Here is a 19442-nt window from a genome sequence, read left to right as displayed (position 1 = left end):
GTGGTGGGTGATGACGGGATCGAACCGCCGACCCTCTGCTTGTAAGGCAGATGCTCTCCCGGCTGAGCTAATCACCCGTGTGCTTCGCTGAGGTGGCGAAATTTACGCAGGTATCGAACCTAAGTCAATACCCCCGTTGAAGTTTTTTTCAAAAAGGGCAAAAAAAGCAGTGTTACTTGTAGATCATCTTCTTGGTCATGCCGCCGTCGACCACAAATTCCTGGCCGGTGACGAAGCCGGCATTGCGCGACAGCAACCAGGCCACCATCGCCGCGACGTCTTCCACCGTCCCTACCCTGCCCGCCGGATGCTGGGCATGGTCGGCTTCGGTCAGCGGCTCGGCACGGCGCTGGGCAGGATCACGTGCATCGATCCAGCCGGGGCTCACCGCGTTGACGCGAATCTCCGGGCCCAGGCTCATGGCCAGGGCATGGGTCAGGGCCAGCAGCCCGCCCTTGCTCGCGGCATAGGCCTCGGTGTCGGGTTCCGATTGCCCGGCGCGGGTCGACGCCAGGTTGACGATCGCCCCGCAATGGGCGCGCAGGTACGGCGCACAGTGCTTGGCCAGCAGCATCGGGCCGCCAAGGTTGACCGCCAGCACCCGGTTCCAGTGCGCCAGGCTCAGGCTCTCGAGGGTGGTGTTGTGCGGGTCGGCAATCGCCGCGTTGCACACCAGGGCGTCGAGCCGGCCAAACTGGCCCAGCACTTCAGCCACACCGGTCATCACCTGGGCTTCGTCGGCGACATCCATGCCGACGAACCAGGCGTTGTCGCCGAGCACCTTGGCCACTTTCGCGCCACGGGCACGGTCGAGGTCGGTGAGCACCACCTGCCAGCCTTCGCTGATCAGCCAGGCGGCAATGCCCAGGCCAATACCGCGCGCCGCGCCGGTGACCAGGGCGACGCGACCGTTATGGCTGCTGTCGCCCACCGACCAGTCGATCACAGCGCCGCCAACCCGCGGGCCAGGTCGGCCTTGAGGTCAGCCACGTCTTCCAGCCCCACCGCGACCCGGATCAGGCTGTCGCGAATGCCGGCGGCCTCACGCTCCTGCGGCGACAGACGGCCGTGGGAGGTGGTGCCCGGGTGGGTGATGGTGGTCTTGCTGTCACCCAGGTTGGCGGTGATCGAAATCAGCCGGGTGGCGTCGATGAAGCGCCAGGCGCCCTCTTTGCCGCCCTTGACCTCAAAGCTCACCACGGCGCCGAAACCGCTCATCTGCTGCTTGGCCAGCTCATGCTGCGGATGGCTCTGCAGGCCCGCGTAGTGGACCTTGTCGATACCCTCCTGCTGCTCCAGCCATTCGGCCAGGGCCTGGGCGTTGGCGCAGTGGGCGCGCATGCGCAGGTTGAGGGTCTCCAGGCCCTTGAGGAAGATCCAGGCGTTGAACGGGCTCAGCGACGGCCCGGCGGTGCGCAGAAAGCCCACCACTTCCTTCATCTGCTCGCTGCGCCCGGCAACCACGCCGCCCATGCAGCGGCCCTGGCCGTCGATGAACTTGGTCGCCGAGTGCACGACAATGTCGGCGCCCAGCTTCAGCGGCTGCTGCAAGGCCGGGGTGCTGAAGCAGTTGTCGACCACCAGTTGCGCACCCTTGGCATGGGCGATCTCGGCCAGGGCGGCGATATCCACCAGCTCGGCCAAGGGGTTTGAGGGCGATTCGACGAACAGCAGCTTGGTGTTGGCCTTGATCGCCTGGTTCCAGGCAGCCAGATCGGTCAGCGGCACGTAATCGACCTGCACGCCGAAGCGCTTGAAGTACTTCTCGAACAGGCTGATGGTCGAACCGAAGACGCTCTGCGAGACCAGCACATGATCGCCGGCGCTGCACAGGGCCATGACGGTCGAAAGGATCGCCGACATGCCGGTGGAGGTGGCCACCGCCTGCTCGGCGCCTTCAAGGGCGGCGATGCGCTCTTCGAACGCGCGCACGGTCGGGTTGGTGTAGCGTGAATAGACGTTGCCTGGAACCTCGCCGGCGAACCGCGCGGCGGCATCGGCCGCCGTACGGAACACGTAGCTGGAGGTGAAGAACAGCGGATCGCTGTGCTCACCTTCCGGCGTGCGATGCTGGCCGGCGCGTACCGCCAGCGTGTCGAAAGCGACCCCTTCGAGGTCGCTGTCCAGGCGCCCGGCATCCCATTCCTGTGTCATGCCGCTGCTCCTAACTTAGTTGTTGTAGAGGTCGATGATCGCGCTGACCGCCTGGTTCTTGACCTTGGAGGCGTCGTTGCGCGCCTGCTCGATCTTGTCCAGGTAGGCTTCGTCGATGTCGCCGGTGACGTACTTGCCGTCGAACACCGCGCAATCGAAATGCTCGATCTTGACCTTGCCACCGCCGACCGCTTCGATCAGGTCCGGCAGGTCCTGGTAGACCAGCCAGTCGGCGCCGATCAGTTCGGCGACATCCTGGGTGCTGCGGTTATGAGCGATCAGCTCGTGGGCACTCGGCATGTCGATGCCGTAGACGTTAGGGAAGCGTACCGCCGGGGCGGCCGAGCAGAAGTAGACGTTTTTCGCGCCGGCTTCGCGGGCCATCTGGATGATCTGCTTGCAGGTGGTGCCGCGCACGATCGAGTCGTCCACCAGCATCACGTTCTTGCCGCGAAATTCCAGTTCGATGGCGTTGAGTTTCTGGCGCACCGACTTCTTGCGTGCGGCCTGGCCGGGCATGATGAAGGTACGGCCGATGTAGCGGTTCTTGACGAAACCTTCGCGGAACTTGACGCCCAGGTGGTTGGCCAGTTCCAGCGCCGCGGTGCGGCTGGTGTCGGGAATCGGGATGACCACGTCGATGTCGTGGTCCGGACGCTCGCGCAGGATCTTCTCGGCCAGCTTCTCGCCCATGCGCAGGCGCGCCTTGTAGACCGAGACGCCGTCGATGATCGAGTCAGGGCGAGCCAGGTAGACGTGTTCGAAGATGCACGGCGACAGCTGCGGGTTGGTCGCGCACTGACGGGTGTGCAGCTTGCCCTCTTCAGTGATGTACACCGCTTCGCCCGGCGCCAGGTCACGGATCAGGGTGAAGCCCAGCACGTCCAGCGAAACGCTTTCGGAGGCGATCATGTACTCGACGCCTTCGTCGGTGTGACGCTGGCCGAAAACGATCGGGCGGATGCCGTTGGGGTCACGGAAGCCAACGATGCCGTAGCCGGTGATCATCGCCACCACCGCGTAACCGCCGACGCAACGGTTGTGCACGTCGGTGACCGCGGCGAACACGTCTTCTTCGGTCGGTTGCAGCTTGCCACGCACCGCCAGCTCATGGGCGAAGACGTTGAGCAGCACTTCCGAGTCGGAGTTGGTATTGACGTGGCGCAGGTCGGACTCGTAGATCTCCTTGGCCAACTGTTCGACGTTGGTCAGGTTGCCGTTGTGCGCCAGGGTGATGCCGTAGGGCGAGTTGACGTAGAACGGCTGAGCCTCGGCCGAGGTCGAGCTGCCCGCGGTCGGGTAGCGCACGTGGCCAATACCCATGTGACCGACCAGGCGCTGCATATGACGCTGCTGGAACACGTCACGGACCAGGCCATTGTCCTTGCGCAGGAATAACCGGCCATCATGGCTGGTCACAATACCGGCAGCGTCCTGGCCGCGGTGCTGGAGGACGGTTAGCGCGTCATACAGCGCCTGATTGACGTTCGACTTACCGACGATACCGACGATGCCACACATGCGACGCAACCCCTACTTAATGAAACTGGACTGAACAGCGGTCAAGGCGTTTTGGGCCCGAGCAGCTGTTCCTGGAACGGGAGATCAGCCGGTGCGCTGATCCCGCTGGCTAGCCACTGACTGGTGAACCCAAGAATGAGGTTTTTCGACCAGTCAGCTACCAATAGAAATTGTGGCAGGAGGCGAGACTCCTGCCACCACTGATCCTGTTGTACCGGCCCCAGGCTCAACAGCCCGACGGCCACTACCACCAGCAAGGCCCCGCGGGCAGCGCCAAAGGCCATGCCCAGGAAGCGATCGGTCCCGGACAGCCCGGTGACGCGAATCAGCTCGCCGATGAGAAAGTTGATCATGGCCCCCACCAGCAGGGTGGCGACGAAAAGAATGGCGCATCCGCCGATGACCCGGGCCGAAGGCGTCTGGATATAAGCTTCCAGGTACTGCGACAGCGAGCCACCGAACATCCAGGCCACGGCACCGGCGATGATCCAGGTAAGCAGCGACAAGGCCTCTTTGACAAAGCCGCGCTTGAGACTGATCAGCGAAGAAATGGCGATGATCGCGAGAATCGCCCAGTCGACCCAGGTAAATGCCACAGTGGTGCCTGCAAACGGATAAGGCGGCGCATTTTACCAGAGCAACGGGCTGTCGGTAAGCAGTGATTTACCGCCCGGTGCGGGCCGGGCGACAAGGGTTCAACTGCGCTCGGGCTGGAAGCGTACGACAAAGCCCTTGAGCTTCTGCTGGCGGTTGATCACATCACGCAGGCGCTCGGCCTCGGCGCGTTCGATCAACGGCCCGACATACACCCGGTTCATGCCTTCGGCCGAACGGATATAGGCGTTGTAGCCCTGGCTGCGCAGGGTTTTCTGCAGGTTGTCGGCACTGGCGCGGTTGGCCAGGCTGGCCATCTGGATCGACCAGCTGACCGGCAGGCCGTTGGCGTCGATCTTGCCCGCTGCCGGCTTGGGCGCCGTGGCGACCGTGGCCGCGGGCTTGGCCTGCGCCTTGGCTGGCGCTGGCTCGGCCGGTCTTGCGGCGACAGCCGGTGCAACCGGGGCTGGGGCCGGGGTTGGCGCCGGCGTGGCACTTGGCACCGGGGCAATTGGCGCGCTGGGCGCCTGCGCCGGGGCAGCGGACTGCTCGGCGATGACGGGCTCCTCAGGCAATACCTGTGGCTCCGGCACCTGCACCGGCTCCACCTGCACTTGCGGCAGGGTCGGTGCAGCCGGCGCCTCTGGGGCTTCGACGCGCACCTGGCGCATTTCATCTTCGCGGGAGAACAGCATCGGCAGGAAGATCACCGCCAGTGCCACCAGCACCAGCGCCCCGACCATGCGTTGCTTGACCACTTTATCCAGCAATGCCATTTGCCCCGTCCTCCGTGGCCTGCCGGTCGAGCCACTGCAAGGCTTCGCCGACACAGAAAAATGATCCGAACAGCAGGATTTCATCATCCGCCGTTGCCTGCGCGCACTGCCCTTCCAGAGCGGCAGCGACACTGGCGTAAGACTGCACCACAGCGCCAAGGTTCGTCAGCGCCGCGTGCAGCTCGGCGACCGGCCGGCTGCGGGCGGTATCCAGCGGCGCCACGGCCCAGGCCTGAACCTGTTGCTGCAGCGGCTTGAGCACACCCTCGAGGTCCTTGTCGGCGAGCAGACCGAACACCGCCAGGCGCTTGCCCGGCAGCGGCCGGGCGGCCAGGCGCTGAGCCAGGTACTCGGCAGCATGCGGGTTGTGCCCGACATCCATGAGGATAGTCAAAGCTTTGCCTTGCCAGGTAAAAGCCCGACGATCAAGGCGGCCGACCATGCGTGTACTGCGCAGGGCCGCGGCGATTTGCCCGGCATCCCACGGCAGGTCGAGCAACAGGTAGGCCTGCAGCGCCAACGCGGCGTTTTCCATCGGCAGGTCGAGCAACGGCAGATCCTGCAGCTCGACCACCTCGCCGCGGGCATCGACCCCGCGCCACTGCCAGAACTGGTCGGTGCTGGCCAGGTCGAAGTCGCGGCCACGCAGGAACAGCGGGCTGTGCAAGGCGCGAGCCTTGTCCAGCAAGGGTTGTGGCGGATTGAGGTCGCCGCACAGGGCCGGCTTGCCTGCGCGGAAAATCCCGGCCTTCTCGAAGGCCACCGACTCGCGGGTATCCCCCAGGTAATCGCTATGATCGACACCGATGCTGGTCACCAGCGCCAGGTCGGCATCGACGATATTGACGGTATCCAGGCGCCCGCCCAGGCCAACTTCGAGCACCACGGCGTCCAGCGCCGCCTGCTTGAACAGCCAGAACGCCGCCAGGGTGCCGGCTTCGAAGTAGGTCAGGGAAATTTCGCCACGGGCCGCCTCGACGGCGGCAAAAGCTTCGCACAGCTGCTCATCGCCGGCTTCAGCGCCGTTGATCTGCACCCGCTCGTTGTAACGCAGCAGGTGCGGCGAGCTGTAGACCCCGACCTTGAGGCCCTGGGCGCGCAGTAACGCGGCCATGAAGGCGCAGGTCGAGCCCTTGCCGTTGGTGCCGGTCACGGTGATTACCCGTGGCGCTGGCTGGCCCAGCCCGAGCCGCGCAGCGACCTGTTGCGAACGCTCCAGGCCCATGTCGATGGCCGACGGATGCAACTGCTCGAGATAGGCGAGCCAGTCGCCAAGGGTACGTTGGGTCATACGGTGGCAGGCGCCGGCGGCACGACGAGCGGCTCGCTCACTGGAGCGACGAACTTCGGCGTCGGCAGGCCCATCATTTGCGCCAGCAAGCTGCCCAGGCGCTGACGCAGCTCCTGACGCGGGATGATCATGTCGATGGCACCGTGCTCGAGGAGGAACTCGCTGCGCTGGAAGCCTTCTGGCAGCTTCTCGCGTACGGTCTGCTCGATCACGCGCGGGCCGGCGAAGCCGATCAGCGCCTTGGGCTCACCGACGATGACGTCGCCGAGCATTGCCAGGCTGGCGGAAACGCCGCCGTAGACCGGGTCGGTCAGCACCGAGATGAACGGGATGCCTTCTTCGCGCAAGCGCGCCAGTACCGCCGAGGTCTTGGCCATCTGCATCAGCGAGATCAGCGCTTCCTGCATGCGCGCACCACCGGAGGCCGAGAAGCAGACCATCGGGCAGCGGTTTTCCAGGGCGTAGTTGGCGGCACGCACGAAACGCTCGCCGACGATGGCGCCCATGGAGCCCCCCATGAAGGAGAATTCGAAGGCGCTGACCACGACCGGCATGCCCAGCAGGGTGCCGCTCATGGAGATCAGTGCGTCTTTTTCGCCGGTCTGCTTCTGGGCGGCAGTCAAGCGGTCCTTGTACTTCTTGCCATCGCGGAATTTCAGGCGGTCGACCGGCTCCAGGTCGGCGCCCAGCTCGGCGCGGCCTTCGGCATCAAGGAAGATGTCGATGCGGGCGCGGGCGCCGATACGCATGTGATGGTTGCACTTAGGGCAGACATCCAGGGTCTTTTCCAGCTCCGGACGATACAGCACGGCCTCGCAGGACGGGCACTTGTGCCACAGACCTTCAGGGACCGAACTCTTCTTCACCTCGGAACGCATGATCGAAGGGATCAGTTTGTCTACTAACCAGTTGCTCATGCTTTCTTTCTCCAGTAGCGGCGACCGGCAGACTATGGCTGCCAGCTCGCGCGTATGCCCTTGAGCTCAATTCGTGTATGACGCGATGATGATCCGGCTCCGGCGCCCGCCTGCAGCGAGCCACCCCGATACCGCACCATCGTCAACCTGTAAGGGCGACGCCTGTGGCGTCACCCGGTAATTTCGACCGGCCCATGGGCGCGATCCGGCAGCACCGGGCTGCGAAAGCTATGGACGATGGCGCGCGGCCAGCCGTCACATCCGCAGCATGCAGCGATTTCACGCCTGCTTGACCGCGCGGATAAATGCCTCGATCCGCGCCGGGTCCTTGATGCCCTTGGCCTGCTCCACGCCCCCGCTGACATCCACCGCGTAGGGCCGCACCTGCTGGATGGCGTGCGCCACGTTCTCAGGCGACAAGCCACCGGCGAGAATGATCGGCTTGCTCAGTTGCGCAGGCACCAGCGACCAGTCGAAGGCCTCGCCGGTACCGCCTGGCACGCCGGCCACGTAGGTATCGAGAAGAATACCGCTGGCACCGCTGTAGAGCTTGCAGCTGGCCTCCAGGTCGTCGCCCGGGCGCACCCGCAATGCCTTGATCCATGGGCGGTTGAAAGCTGCGCATTCGGCCGGGGTTTCATCGCCATGAAACTGCAGCAGGTCCAGCGGCACCGCTTCGAGGATTTCCGTCAGCTCACAGCGGCTGGCGTTGACGAACAGGCCCACCGTGGTGACGAACGGCGGCAGTGCGGCGATGATCGCCCGCGCCTGCTGCACACTGACCGCCCGCGGGCTTTTGGCATAGAACACCAGGCCGATGGCATCGGCACCCGCCTCGGCTGCGGCCAGCGCATCCTCGATGCGGGTAATGCCGCAGATTTTGCTGCGAACGGCGCTCATGACCTGTGAACCTCAGCAGAAAGCGGAAAGTCCCGGATGTTAGCAAATGGCTTGCGGGCCGTCAGCCTGTCAATGTCTCATAGCCGGTCAGGAAGTGTGGGCCGATGTAACGCTCGGGCAGCTCGAACTCGTCGTGGTACTCGACCTGCACCAGGTACAGCCCGTACGGATGCGCGGTCACCCCGCCGGCGCGCCGCTCACGGCTTTCCAGCACTTCCCTGGCCCACTCCAGCGGACGCTCGCCGGCGCCGATGGTCATCAGCACGCCGGCAATGTTGCGCACCATATGGTGGAGGAAGGCACTGGCGCGAATGTCGAGGACGATCATCTGGCCGTGGCGGGTAACGCGCAGGTGATGAAGATTCTTGATCGGCGACTTGGCCTGGCACTGGCCAGCGCGGAAGGCGCTGAAGTCGTGGGTGCCGACCAGGTACTCGGCAGCCAGGGCCATGCGCTCGACGTCCAGCGGCCGGTGGTTCCAGGTCACCTCTTCGCCCAGGTGCGCCGGGCGGATCTGGTCGTTGTAGATCACGTAGCGGTAACGCCGGGCGATGGCCTTGAAGCGCGCATGGAAGTGCGCGGGCATTTCCTTGGCCCAGGACACGCTGATGTCATGGGGCAGGTTGATATTGGCGCCCATGGTCCAGCCCTTCATGCTGCGCACCGCCTGGGTGTCGAAATGCACCACCTGGCCACAGGCATGCACGCCCGCATCGGTGCGCCCGGCACAGTGCAGAGTGACCGGCGAATCGGCCACCCGCGACAAGGCTTCTTCCAGGGTTTGCTGCACGCTCGCCACGCCACTGGCCTGGCGCTGCCAGCCGCGGTAGCGCGAGCCTTTGTACTCAACGCCCAAAGCAATACGAAAGAAGCCTTCGGCCGCCACTTCGGCAGCCGCGTTATCAATGATTTCCAAGGGATACAGCCTGTTGGTTTAGCAGATGGCGGTAATTATAACGACAACGGCAGCCACTTGGGCTGCCGTCGGCGGTGCACAGGCTGAACTCAGACCAGGCGCGAGAGCAGCTCGTCGGCTTCCTGGCGCTGGGTATCGCTACCGTCCTTGCGCACTTCATCAAGGATGTCGCGGGCGCCGTCATGGTCGCCCATGTCGATATAGGCCCGGGCCAGGTCAAGCTTGGTGGCCACTTCGTCGGCGCCGCCGAGGTAGTCGAAATCATCGTCCAGGTCGTCGCTCAGGGCGGCGTCCGCTTCAGTGAAGTGCGCTTCGATCGATGGCTGCTCAAGGCTTTGCGACAGCTTGTCGAGTTCGGCGTTGACGTCATCGAGCTCCGAGGCAAAGTGCTTGTCCGCCTCCGAGTCGTCCAGCGACAGCGACAGGTCGAAGTCTTCCGGCAGGTCCAGCTCGCTCAGCGGGTCGAACTCCGGCATGGTTTCATCGAACGCCGCCAGCTCGGCGGCGACATCGAGGTTTTCGCTGCTCGGCTGTGGCCCAGGCTCGTCGCCTGCGACATCGAGGTCAAAATCGGCCAGGTCGTCCAGGGCCTGCTCAGGCTGGGCAAGATGCTCTTCCAGCAAGGCGTCGAAGTCCGGTTGAGCGGGGCTGGTTTCGCCCGCAGCTTCTGCCACCTGCGGTTCTTCAACGGCCAGCGAAGGCTCATCGAGCAGTGGCGGCTCGTCCAGCTCCAGGCCTTGCAGATCTTCCTCCAGGCTCAGGTCGAAAGCGCTGTCCAGGTCGTCTTCAGGCAACGGCTCAAGATCCGCCAGCGGCTCCTCAACGACAGGTTCAGGCTCAACGACCGGCTCGGCCTCGAGCACCGGCTCGACTTCAGCGACCGGCTCGGCAAGCGCTTCGTCCTGCAGCAGCTCCTGGACGTACTGGGCGTCCAGTTCGGCCGCCAGCACCGCAGCACTGACCCCTGCGGCAGCGACTGCCAGCATGGCCGGGAAGCGGTTTTTCAAGGCTTCGACATCGGCATGGTTCTGGCCGGTGGCGATCAACTGGCGCTCGTGGCCGACAAAGGCATCCCGGTCGCCCTGACGGGCGTAGACTTCCATCAGTTTCAAGCGCAGGTCGCTGCGCTCCGGCGCGGCGGCAACCGCAGGCTCCAGTAGCTCGGCGGCGTGATTGAGGCGGCCACGGGCGATGTTCAGCTCCACTTCGTCGAGCAAGGCATCGCCGGTCGGTGCCGCAGCGCTGGCCGCCGGGGCAACCAGCGGCGCGGCGATCGGGCCTTGCACCGGTGTGCTCGGCGCAGCTTGCGCAGGTTCAGGTGCAGGCTCTTCGGCAGGCAATGCGGCGGCTGTCGCGGCAGCAGCGGACGCGGCCACCACTGCCGGCGCCAGGGTAACGCTCGGCGGCACCACGTCCAGGCCTTCAAAGCTGCTTGGCGGCAGGTCCAGGTCTGCAGCGCGCTCGCCCTCCTCAGCCAGGGCCCGGGCCATGCGCAGGTGTTTTTCCGCTTCCTGGTCGGCCTTGCGCTTGCGGGCCAGCAACAGCAGCAAAAGCAACAGCACCAACACCGCGGAGCCGGCAATCAGCGCCAGCAGCAATGGGTTGCCGAGCAGATCGTCGAGCATCTTGTTCGAATCGGCCGGCGCCTGTTCGGCGACCACAGGCTGCGCCGGGTCAACCGGTGCGGTATCGACCGCTGCCGGCGCTGGCGTGACTGCTGGCTGCGCAGGTGCCGGGGCCGGTTGCAGCTCGGCGGAGATCGCCGGTGGCTGGGTCGCGGCGGCTTCGGGCGCAGCGGCATCTGCGGCGCCCTGGGCTTCGAGCTTGGCCAACTGGTCGTTTTTCAGCGCGATCAGGCGCTGCAGTTTGTCCAGTTGGCTCTGCAGGTCGGCCATACGGCCTTTGAGTTCTTCGTTGTCGCGACGGCTGGTGTCCAGGCTTTCCTGGGCCACGGCCAATTTGTCGCTGAGGCCTTTGCTGCCCGCAGCGGCTTTGCTGCCGGGCGCGACCAGCTTGAGGCTGTCCTGATTGGCGATGCGCGCCGGCGCCGCCTCGGCGCCGCTGCGCCGGGTGGCGTCGAGCTGGCGCGCACGCGGGCCCAGGCGCCGGCCTTCGCGCCAGGCAGCGTACTGCTCGGCGACTTCGGTGACGGCCTGGGCCTGGGGAATACTGGCGATCTGCTGTTGATCGGGCAGGCGCAGGACCTGGCCGGTTTTCAGCAGGTTGATGTTGCCGTTGATGAAGGCATCCGGGTTCAACGCCTGGATGGCCAGCATGGTCTGTTGCACCGAGCCACCCTGACGGGCTTTCGAGGCGATTTCCCACAGGGTATCGCGACGCACGGTGGTGTAGTTGGCCGCCGTCACCGCAGGTGCAACGCCCGCCGGCGCCGGTTGCCCGGCCGGCGTGTTGAACTTGGCCGGGTCGACCAGCACGCTGTAGTCGCGCAGCAGTCGACCGCTCGGCCACATGACTTGAACCAGGAACTTGACCATCGGTGCCGGCAGCGGCTGGCTCGAGGTCACCCGCAACACGCTCTTGCCGTTGGGGTTGATCACCGTGGTGAAGGTCAGGTCATTGAGAAACGCCTGGCGCTCGACACCGGCCTTGGCGAACTCCTCGGGCGGCGCTAGGCTCGGCGCCACTTCGGCCGCCGTCAGGTCGCGGACATCGAGCAGTTCGATCTCGGCATCCAGGGGTTGGTTCTGCGCTGACTTCAACGTCAGCTCGCCCAACCCGAGGGCATGCGCCATACCGGACGACAGCGCCGACGCCGCGGCAATTGCTAAGACCAGTTTGCGAATTCGAAGCATGACCTCTTCCTTTGAATGAACCTTCCCCGGCAACCGAGAACAAGTGGGGCAAATTGTCGGCAAGTATCTTTTACACAAGGCCTTTTATCAACAATTGCGCCAGCTGGACCGCGTTCAGGGCCGCGCCTTTGCGCACATTGTCGGTGGTCAGCCAGAGGTTGAGCTGCTCAGCCTCGTCGATTCCACCGCGTACCCGTCCAACATAGACCACGTCCTGGCCCACTGCGTCACCCACTGGCGTCGGATAATCACCCTCCTCCACCAGCTCGATGCTGTCAGCGGCTTCCAGCGCGGCGTTGACCGCCGCCAGGTCGACCGGCGTACGGCTTTGCACGGACACACTGTAGCTATCGCCGAAAAACACCGGGACTTGAACGCAGCTCACGGAAATCTTCAGTGAAGGCAAGCCGAGCACCTCGCGCAACTCGCTGACCAGGCGGCGCTCCAGGGCGCCATGGCCTTCGGCATCGCTGGCGCCGACCTGGGCCAGCAGGTTGAAGGCCATCTGCCGGTCGAAGAAGCGTGGCTCCAGCGGCCGGGCATTGAGCAGCTCGGCGGTCTGCCGGGCCAGCTCGTTGACCGCCTCGCGCCCTTGGGCCGAGACTGCCAGGCACGCGGTAACGTTGATGCGCTCAAGCGCCAGCAGGCCCTTGAGTGGCGCCAAGGTGACCGCCAGGGCGATCGCGGCGGCGCTTGGGCTACTCAGTTGCAGCGGCGCCTTGAGGTTGTCGAGCACCGCCGGGTTGGCTTCTGGCACCACCGCCGGCGCCTGTTCGGCCGGCAGGCCGCCGGACAGGTCGATCACCGCACAACCGGCCGCCTGCGCCCGTGGCGCGAAGCTGCGGGTCACCGCCGGGCCGGCGGCAAAGAAAGCCAGCTTGACCTTGCTGAAGTCGAAGCTGTCGACCTCGCGCACGCGCAGGCTCTTGCTGCGAAACATCACGCCGCTGCCCGCCGATTCGTTGCTGGCCAGCAGGTGCAGGGTGCCGACCGGGAAATCGCATTCATCCAGAATTTGTACAAGGGTCTCACCGACAGTACCGGTGGCACCGATGACGGCGATATCAATAGGCTGGCTCATGGAAAAATCCTCTGCTGGAACGGCGGGAGCGGCACTTTACTTGGATTTGCCCTTGCAGTCTTGTGCAAGGCTGTATTGGGGCTGCTGCGCAGCCCATCGCTGGCAACGCCAGCTCCCACGAGAGGCCTCATAGCGGCCCCATGCAAAGCAAAAAAGCCCGCGCTGTTTCCAGCACGGGCTTTGATTCAACGCTGCGTAGCAATCAACGCTCCAGCAGGATCCGCAGCATGCGCCGCAGCGGCTCGGCCGCACCCCACAGCAGCTGGTCACCGACGGTGAAGGCGCCCAGGTACTGGGAGCCCATGTTCAGCTTGCGCAGGCGACCCACCGGGATGTTCAGCGTCCCGGTGACGTTGGTCGGGCTCAGCTCCTGCATGCTGATTTCACGCTGGTTCGGCACCAGTTTCACCCAAGGGTTGTGCTGGCTGATCATGCCTTCGATGTCGGCGATCGGCACGTCCTTGTTCAGCTTGATGGTCAGCGCCTGGCTGTGGCAACGCATGGCGCCGATGCGCACGCAGATGCCGTCGACCGGGATCGGGCTCTTGAAGCGGCCGAGGATCTTGTTGGTCTCGGCCTGGGCCTTCCACTCTTCACGGCTCTGGCCGTTAGGCAGTTCCTTGTCGATCCACGGGATCAGGCTGCCGGCCAGCGGCACACCGAAGTTCTCGGTCGGGTAGGCTTCACTGCGCATGGCCTCGGCGACCTTGCGGTCGATGTCGAGGATGGCGCTGGCCGGGTTGGCCAGGTCATCGGCCACCGCGGCGTGGGTTGCGCCCATCTGGCGGATCAGCTCACGCATGTTCTGCGCGCCGGCGCCGGAGGCTGCCTGATAGGTCATGGCGCTCATCCACTCGACCAGGCCCGCTTCGAACAGGCCGCCCAGACCCATCAGCATCAGGCTGACGGTGCAGTTGCCGCCGATGTAGTTCTTGGTGCCCGCGTCGAGCTGCTGGTCGATGACCTTGCGGTTGACCGGGTCGAGGACGATGACCGCGTCATCCTGCATGCGCAGGCTGGAGGCGGCGTCGATCCAGTAGCCCTGCCAGCCGGCTTCGCGCAGCTTGGGGAAGACTTCGTTGGTGTAGTCGCCGCCCTGACAGGTCAGGATCACATCGAGGGTCTTGAGCTCTTCAATGCTGTAAGCGTCCTTGAGCGGAGCAATATCCTTGCCCACTGCCGGACCCTGGCCACCGACGTTGGAGGTGGTGAAGAACACCGGCTCGATCAGATCAAAATCCTGCTCTTCCAGCATCCGCTGCATGAGCACGGAACCGACCATACCGCGCCAACCGATCAGACCTACACGTTTCATCGCAACTACACCTTTGCTAAAAAGTGGGCCGCTGCTTCACAAGGAAAAACAGCAGCGGGCCCGAGAGATTACAGATTCCGCAGCGCTGCGACTACTGCGTCGCCCATTTCCTGCGTACCTACCTTGCTGCAACCGGCCGACCAGATGTCGCCGGTGCGCAGCCCCTGATCCAACACCAGGCTGACGGCCTTTTCAATGGCTTCGGCTGCCGCCTGCTGGTTGAAGCTGTAGCGCAGCATCATCGACACCGAAAGGATGGTCGCCAACGGGTTGGCAATGCCCTGGCCGGCGATGTCCGGTGCCGAGCCGTGGCAAGGCTCGTACATGCCTTTGTTGTCGGCATCCAGCGACGCTGATGGCAGCATGCCAATGGAGCCGGTGAGCATGGAAGCTTCATCCGACAGGATGTCGCCGAACATGTTGTCGGTGACCATCACATCGAACTGCTTGGGTGCACGCACCAGTTGCATGGCGGCGTTGTCGACGTACATGTGGCTGAGCTCGACATCCGGGTAGTCCTTGGCCACTTCCTCGACGATCTCGCGCCACAGCTGGCTGGAAGCCAGGACGTTGGCCTTGTCCACCGAGCAGAGCTTCTTGCCGCGCACGCGGGCCATGTCGAAACCGACCCGGGCGATACGGCGGATTTCGCTTTCGCTGTACGGCAGGGTGTCGTAGGCCTGGCGCTCGCCGCCTTGCAGCTCGCGGGTGCCGCGTGGCGCGCCGAAGTAGATGCCGCCAGTCAGTTCACGAACGATGAGGATGTCCAGGCCCGCGACGATTTCCGGCTTGAGCGACGAGGCGTCGGCCAGTTGCGGGTAGAGGATCGCCGGGCGCAGGTTGGCAAACAGGCCCAGTTGCGAACGGATCTTCAGCAGGCCGCGCTCGGGGCGAATGTCGCGCTCGATCTTGTCCCACTTCGGCCCGCCAACGGCGCCGAGCAGCACCGCGTCGGCCTTGCGTGCACGAGCCAGGGTCTCGTCGGCCAGGGGTACGCCGTGCTTGTCGATGGCGGCGCCACCGATGACGTCGTGTTCCAGGCTGAAGCCGAGCTGGAACTTGTCGTTGGCCAGTTCCAGCACCTTGACCGCCTCGGCCATGATTTCCGGACCAATGCCATCTCCTGGAAGAATCAGAATCTGCTTGCTCATGCTTTCCTCTATTCAATTCAAGCGGCACGCCCTGTTGGCCTGCCGGAAAAAACCTAGCGTTCGGCCCAGAGCACCACGACATCGGTGCTGAACGAGCCGTCGGCTTCAATCTGGTAATACTGCCGTACTTCTTCGCCCATCGCCTGCTGCAATTGGCGAATGGCGCCACGCATCACTTCAGGGGTGCGCATGCGCTCGACCCAGGAGCTGTACTCCAGGCGCAGGCGCTGGCGGCTGTGGCTGCGGGTGAAGAGGCCGGCTTCGCTGACCTGTTGCAGCCATTCGCTGGCCGAATAATCGCGCACATGGCTGGTATCGCGCAGCACTTCGACGCTCTGCAGGTAGGTGTCGAGCAGCGGGCTGCCCGGCGACATCACGTCGATGAAGGCCGCCACGCCACCCGGCTTGAGCACCCGGCGCACTTCACGCAAGGCCAGGCCGAGGTCGCTCCAGTGGTGCGCCGAATAGCGGCTGAAGACGAAATCGAACGAAGCATCGGCGAACGGCAGACGCTCGGCGGCGCCACGCTCGGTAACGATGTTCTCGAAGCCGCGCTCGGCAGCTGCAGCGGCGACCACGTCGAGCATCTGCTGCGACAGGTCATAGGCCACCACTTCACGCACCAGCGGGGCAACGTGGAAACTTACATGGCCGGCGCCACAGCCAAGGTCCAGCAGGCGTGCGCGGCCTTGGCCGGCAAGTTCGGCCTGCAACAGGGCAAATTCACTGCCCTGGGCATGCACGGCGCTGCTCAGGTAGGCACTGGCCTGTTCGCCGAACTGGCGCTGGACGACGTCCTTATGGGTGGTGCTGGTCATTGCGATCTCCTTGGCCTCATCGCTGGCAACGCCAGCTCCCACACACCTGTGGGAGCCGGTCTTGCCGGCGATGGCGTCAGCCGGTTCAGCGTATTAGTCAGACGTCACGAAACAACCAGGGCTGGCTAGCCCGATGCTTGGCTTCAAACGCGGCAATCGCCTCGCCATCCTGCAAGGTCAGGCCGATGTCATCCAGGCCGTTGAGCAGGCAGTGCTTGCGAAACGCGTCAATCTCGAAGCTCAGCACCTTGCCGTCAGGACGGGTCACGGTCTGCGCCTGCAAGTCCACGTTCAACTGGTAGCCAGGCTCGGCTTCGACCTGCTTGAACAGCTCATCGACTTCTTGCTCGCTGAGGATGATCGGCAGCAAGCCGTTCTTGAAGCTGTTGTTGAAGAAGATGTCGGCGTAGCTCGGCGCGATGATGCTGCGAAAGCCGTATTCTTCCAGGGCCCAGGGCGCATGCTCGCGGCTCGAACCGCAACCGAAGTTCTCGCGAGCGAGCAATACGCTGGCACCCTGGTAACGCGCGTGGTTGAGAACGAAATCCGGGTTCTGCGGGCGCTTGCTGTTGTCCTGGTACGGCTGGCCGACATCCAGGTAGCGCCATTCATCGAACAGGTTGGGGCCAAAGCCGGTGCGCTTGATCGACTTCAAGAATTGCTTGGGAATGATCTGGTCGGTGTCGACGTTGGCACGGTCCAATGGCGCGACAAGGCCAGTGTGCTGGGTAAAGGCTTTCATGCTGCGCTCCCTTGGATCAACTCACGTACATCGATAAAACGGCCGGTAACGGCGGCGGCGGCGGCCATCGCCGGGCTCACCAGGTGGGTACGACCACCGGCACCCTGGCGCCCTTCAAAGTTGCGGTTGGAGGTGGAGGCGCAATGCTCGCCACTCTCCAGGCGGTCAGGGTTCATCGCCAGGCACATCGAGCAACCCGGTTCACGCCACTCAAAGCCCGCTTCGAGGAAAATCTTGTCCAGGCCTTCTTTTTCCGCCTGGGCTTTGACCAGGCCCGAGCCCGGCACCACGATTGCCTGCTTGATGGTCGCGGCCACCTTGCGGCCCTTGGCGATTTCGGCGGCGGCGCGCAGGTCTTCGATGCGCGAGTTGGTGCAGGAGCCGATGAACACCCGGTCAAGCTGGATGTCGGTGATCGCCTGGTTGGCGCTCAGGCCCATGTACTTCAAGGCCCGTTCGATCGAGCCACGCTTGACCAGGTCGGCTTCGGCAGCCGGGTCCGGCACACGCTGGTCAACCGCCAGGACCATTTCCGGCGAAGTGCCCCAGCTGACCTGCGGCTTGATCTGCGCGGCGTCCAGCTCGATCACCGTGTCGAACACCGCATCGGCATCGGACACCAGGTCTTTCCAGGTTTCGACCGCTTGTGCCCACTGCTCGCCTTTCGGCGCGTAAGGGCGGCCCTTGACGTACTCGACGGTTTTTTCATCAGTGGCCACCAGGCCAACCCGGGCACCGGCTTCGATGGACATGTTGCAGATAGTCATGCGGCCTTCGACCGACAACTCGCGAATGGCGCTGCCGGCGAATTCCATGGCATGGCCGTTGCCGCCAGCGGTGCCGATCTTGCCGATCACGGCGAGGACAATGTCCTTGGCAGTGACGCCAAACGGCAGTTTGCCTTCGACGCGCACCAGCATGTTCTTCATTTTCTTGGCCACCAGGCACTGGGTCGCGAGCACGTGCTCGACCTCGGAGGTGCCGATACCGTGGGCCAGGGCGCCGAAGGCACCGTGGGTCGAGGTGTGCGAGTCGCCGCAGACCACGGTCATGCCCGGCAAGGTCGCGCCCTGCTCCGGGCCGATGACGTGGACGATGCCCTGACGCACGTCATTCATCTTGAATTCGACGATGCCATACTCGTCGCAGTTTTCATCGAGGGTCTGAACCTGCAAACGCGAGACCTGGTCGACAATGGCGTCGATACCGCCTTTGCGCTCCGGAGTGGTCGGCACGTTGTGATCAGGCGTGGCGATGTTGGCATCGATGCGCCAGGGTTTGCGATTGGCCAGGCGCAGGCCTTCGAAGGCTTGCGGCGACGTCACTTCGTGAATGATGTGACGGTCGATGTAGATCAGCGCCGAACCATCGTCGCGCTGCTTGACCAAATGCGAATCCCAGAGCTTGTCGTAAAGCGTTTTGCCGGCCATCAGACTGTTCCTCATCAGCGTCTTTCTATGCCAATAACCCCTTGGCTTGTACGGGCGATGCTATGCCGGTAGATTGAATAACTCAAATTCATAATTTTTATGCTTTGGATAACTAAAAGGAATTCGAGTAGTGGATCTGGCCAATCTCAATGCCTTTATTGCAATCGCCGAGACCGGCAGCTTTTCCGGGGCTGGGGAACGCCTGCACCTGACCCAACCTGCAATCAGCAAACGCATCGCCGGCCTTGAGCAGCAGCTGGATGTGCGCCTGTTCGACCGCCTGGGCCGCGAGGTCAACCTGACCGAGGCCGGACGCGCCTTGCTGCCGCGCGCCTACCAGATACTCAATGTACTGGACGACACCCGCCGGGCCCTGAGCAACCTCACCGGTGAAGTCAGCGGGCGCCTGACCCTGGCCACCAGCCATCACATCGGCCTGCACCGCCTGCCACCGCTATTAAGGGCCTTTACCCGCCAGTACCCGGCGGTGGCGCTGGACATCCAATTTCTCGATTCAGAAGTAGCCTACGAAGAAATCCTCCATGGCCGAGCGGAAATTGCCGTAATCACCCTGGCCCCGGAGCCCCACCACCTGGTACGCGCCGTGCCGGTATGGGACGACCCGCTGGACTTCGTCGCCGCCCCCGAGCATCCACTGGCGCGCAAAGGCGCGGTGAGCCTGGCCGACATTGCCCACCATCCGGCGGTTTTCCCCGGCGGCAACACCTTCACACACCATATTGTCCAGCGCCTGTTCGAAGCCCAGGGCCTGGCCCCGAACATCGCCATGAGCACCAACTACCTGGAAACTATCAAGATGATGGTTTCCATCGGCCTGGCATGGAGTGTATTGCCACGTACTATGCTCGATGAGCAGGTTGCACCCATCGCCTTGCCGGGCATACAGCTGTCGCGCCAGCTAGGCTACATTCTGCACACCGAACGAACGTTATCGAATGCCGCCAGGGCCTTTATGGCACTGCTCGACAGCCAAGCAAGCCCCTTGAACCACTGAGGTAGCAT

At 64.1% G+C, this 19442-nt stretch carries 17 protein-coding genes and 1 tRNA gene; 1 reads left to right on the top strand and 17 read right to left on the bottom strand.

The window, feature by feature from the left end; translation table 11 throughout:
• Nucleotide 1: 1 nt before the first annotated feature.
• The 17 genes from NLX68_RS25530 to leuC all read right to left on the bottom strand — a co-directional run bounded on the left by NLX68_RS25530 (nucleotide 2) and on the right by leuC (nucleotide 18419).
• Nucleotides 2–77 (bottom strand) — tRNA-Val (locus tag NLX68_RS25530).
• A 95-nt stretch (nucleotides 78–172) separates the two neighbouring features.
• Nucleotides 173–931, bottom strand: coding sequence for an SDR family oxidoreductase (locus NLX68_RS25525; protein ID WP_254286341.1), 759 nt, complete (start codon nucleotides 929–931; stop codon nucleotides 173–175).
• A gap of 11 nt (nucleotides 932–942) precedes the next feature.
• Entirely contained in the window at nucleotides 943–2154 is a 1212-nt protein-coding gene (locus NLX68_RS25520) for an O-succinylhomoserine sulfhydrylase (protein WP_254286340.1), read from the bottom strand.
• A 15-nt stretch (nucleotides 2155–2169) separates the two neighbouring features.
• Nucleotides 2170–3675, bottom strand: a complete 1506-nt coding sequence (purF, locus tag NLX68_RS25515) for an amidophosphoribosyltransferase (RefSeq protein WP_254286339.1) — start codon at nucleotides 3673–3675, stop codon at nucleotides 2170–2172.
• A 41-nt stretch (nucleotides 3676–3716) separates the two neighbouring features.
• Entirely contained in the window at nucleotides 3717–4271 is a 555-nt protein-coding gene (locus tag NLX68_RS25510; RefSeq protein ID WP_036996463.1) for a CvpA family protein, read from the bottom strand.
• Nucleotides 4272–4370: 99 nt separating this feature from the next.
• Entirely contained in the window at nucleotides 4371–5045 is a 675-nt protein-coding gene (locus NLX68_RS25505; RefSeq protein WP_254286338.1) for an SPOR domain-containing protein, read from the bottom strand.
• Entirely contained in the window at nucleotides 5029–6336 is a 1308-nt protein-coding gene (gene folC, locus NLX68_RS25500) for a bifunctional tetrahydrofolate synthase/dihydrofolate synthase (RefSeq protein WP_254286337.1), read from the bottom strand. The genes NLX68_RS25505 and folC overlap by 17 nt, the downstream gene beginning before the upstream one ends.
• On the bottom strand, nucleotides 6333–7253 hold the full coding sequence (accD, locus tag NLX68_RS25495) for an acetyl-CoA carboxylase, carboxyltransferase subunit beta (protein WP_254286336.1): 921 nt from the start codon (nucleotides 7251–7253) through the stop codon (nucleotides 6333–6335). The genes folC and accD overlap by 4 nt, the downstream gene beginning before the upstream one ends.
• Nucleotides 7254–7532: 279 nt before the next feature.
• On the bottom strand, nucleotides 7533–8153 hold the full coding sequence (locus tag NLX68_RS25490) for a phosphoribosylanthranilate isomerase (RefSeq protein ID WP_254286335.1): 621 nt from the start codon (nucleotides 8151–8153) through the stop codon (nucleotides 7533–7535).
• Nucleotides 8154–8214: 61 nt separating this feature from the next.
• Nucleotides 8215–9069 (bottom strand): tRNA pseudouridine(38-40) synthase TruA, encoded by an 855-nt coding sequence (gene truA / locus NLX68_RS25485; protein WP_213569942.1) that lies wholly within the window; start codon nucleotides 9067–9069, stop codon nucleotides 8215–8217.
• An 89-nt stretch (nucleotides 9070–9158) separates the two neighbouring features.
• On the bottom strand, nucleotides 9159–11882 hold the full coding sequence (locus NLX68_RS25480) for a FimV/HubP family polar landmark protein (RefSeq protein ID WP_254286334.1): 2724 nt from the start codon (nucleotides 11880–11882) through the stop codon (nucleotides 9159–9161).
• A gap of 70 nt (nucleotides 11883–11952) precedes the next feature.
• A complete protein-coding gene (locus NLX68_RS25475) occupies nucleotides 11953–12963 on the bottom strand; it encodes an aspartate-semialdehyde dehydrogenase (RefSeq protein ID WP_254286333.1) in 1011 nt (336 codons plus the stop codon).
• Nucleotides 12964–13165: 202 nt separating this feature from the next.
• On the bottom strand, nucleotides 13166–14278 hold the full coding sequence (gene asd, locus NLX68_RS25470; protein ID WP_010223256.1) for an aspartate-semialdehyde dehydrogenase: 1113 nt from the start codon (nucleotides 14276–14278) through the stop codon (nucleotides 13166–13168).
• A 68-nt stretch (nucleotides 14279–14346) separates the two neighbouring features.
• On the bottom strand, nucleotides 14347–15429 hold the full coding sequence (leuB, locus tag NLX68_RS25465; RefSeq protein ID WP_036996469.1) for a 3-isopropylmalate dehydrogenase: 1083 nt from the start codon (nucleotides 15427–15429) through the stop codon (nucleotides 14347–14349).
• A 53-nt stretch (nucleotides 15430–15482) separates the two neighbouring features.
• On the bottom strand, nucleotides 15483–16247 hold the full coding sequence (locus NLX68_RS25460) for a class I SAM-dependent methyltransferase (protein WP_010223254.1): 765 nt from the start codon (nucleotides 16245–16247) through the stop codon (nucleotides 15483–15485).
• A 97-nt stretch (nucleotides 16248–16344) separates the two neighbouring features.
• Nucleotides 16345–16989 carry a 3-isopropylmalate dehydratase small subunit gene (gene leuD, locus NLX68_RS25455; RefSeq protein WP_115085981.1) on the bottom strand — a complete coding sequence of 215 codons (645 nt, stop codon included), beginning with the start codon at nucleotides 16987–16989 and terminating at the stop codon, nucleotides 16345–16347.
• Complete coding sequence (gene leuC / locus NLX68_RS25450) at nucleotides 16986–18419, bottom strand: 3-isopropylmalate dehydratase large subunit (RefSeq protein WP_254286332.1); 1434 nt, start codon at nucleotides 18417–18419, stop codon at nucleotides 16986–16988. The genes leuD and leuC overlap by 4 nt, the downstream gene beginning before the upstream one ends.
• Nucleotides 18420–18549: 130 nt before the next feature.
• On the opposite strand from leuC, the gene NLX68_RS25445 reads away from it, so the two are divergent.
• Nucleotides 18550–19434, top strand: a complete 885-nt coding sequence (locus NLX68_RS25445; RefSeq protein ID WP_010223251.1) for a LysR family transcriptional regulator — start codon at nucleotides 18550–18552, stop codon at nucleotides 19432–19434.
• Nucleotides 19435–19442: the final 8 nt, after the last annotated feature.

Source organism: Pseudomonas sp. SBB6, assembly GCF_024213215.1.
Taxonomy (GTDB): Bacteria; Pseudomonadota; Gammaproteobacteria; order Pseudomonadales; family Pseudomonadaceae; genus Aquipseudomonas; species Aquipseudomonas donghuensis.
This window is presented reverse-complemented; position numbering and strand designations above follow the sequence as displayed.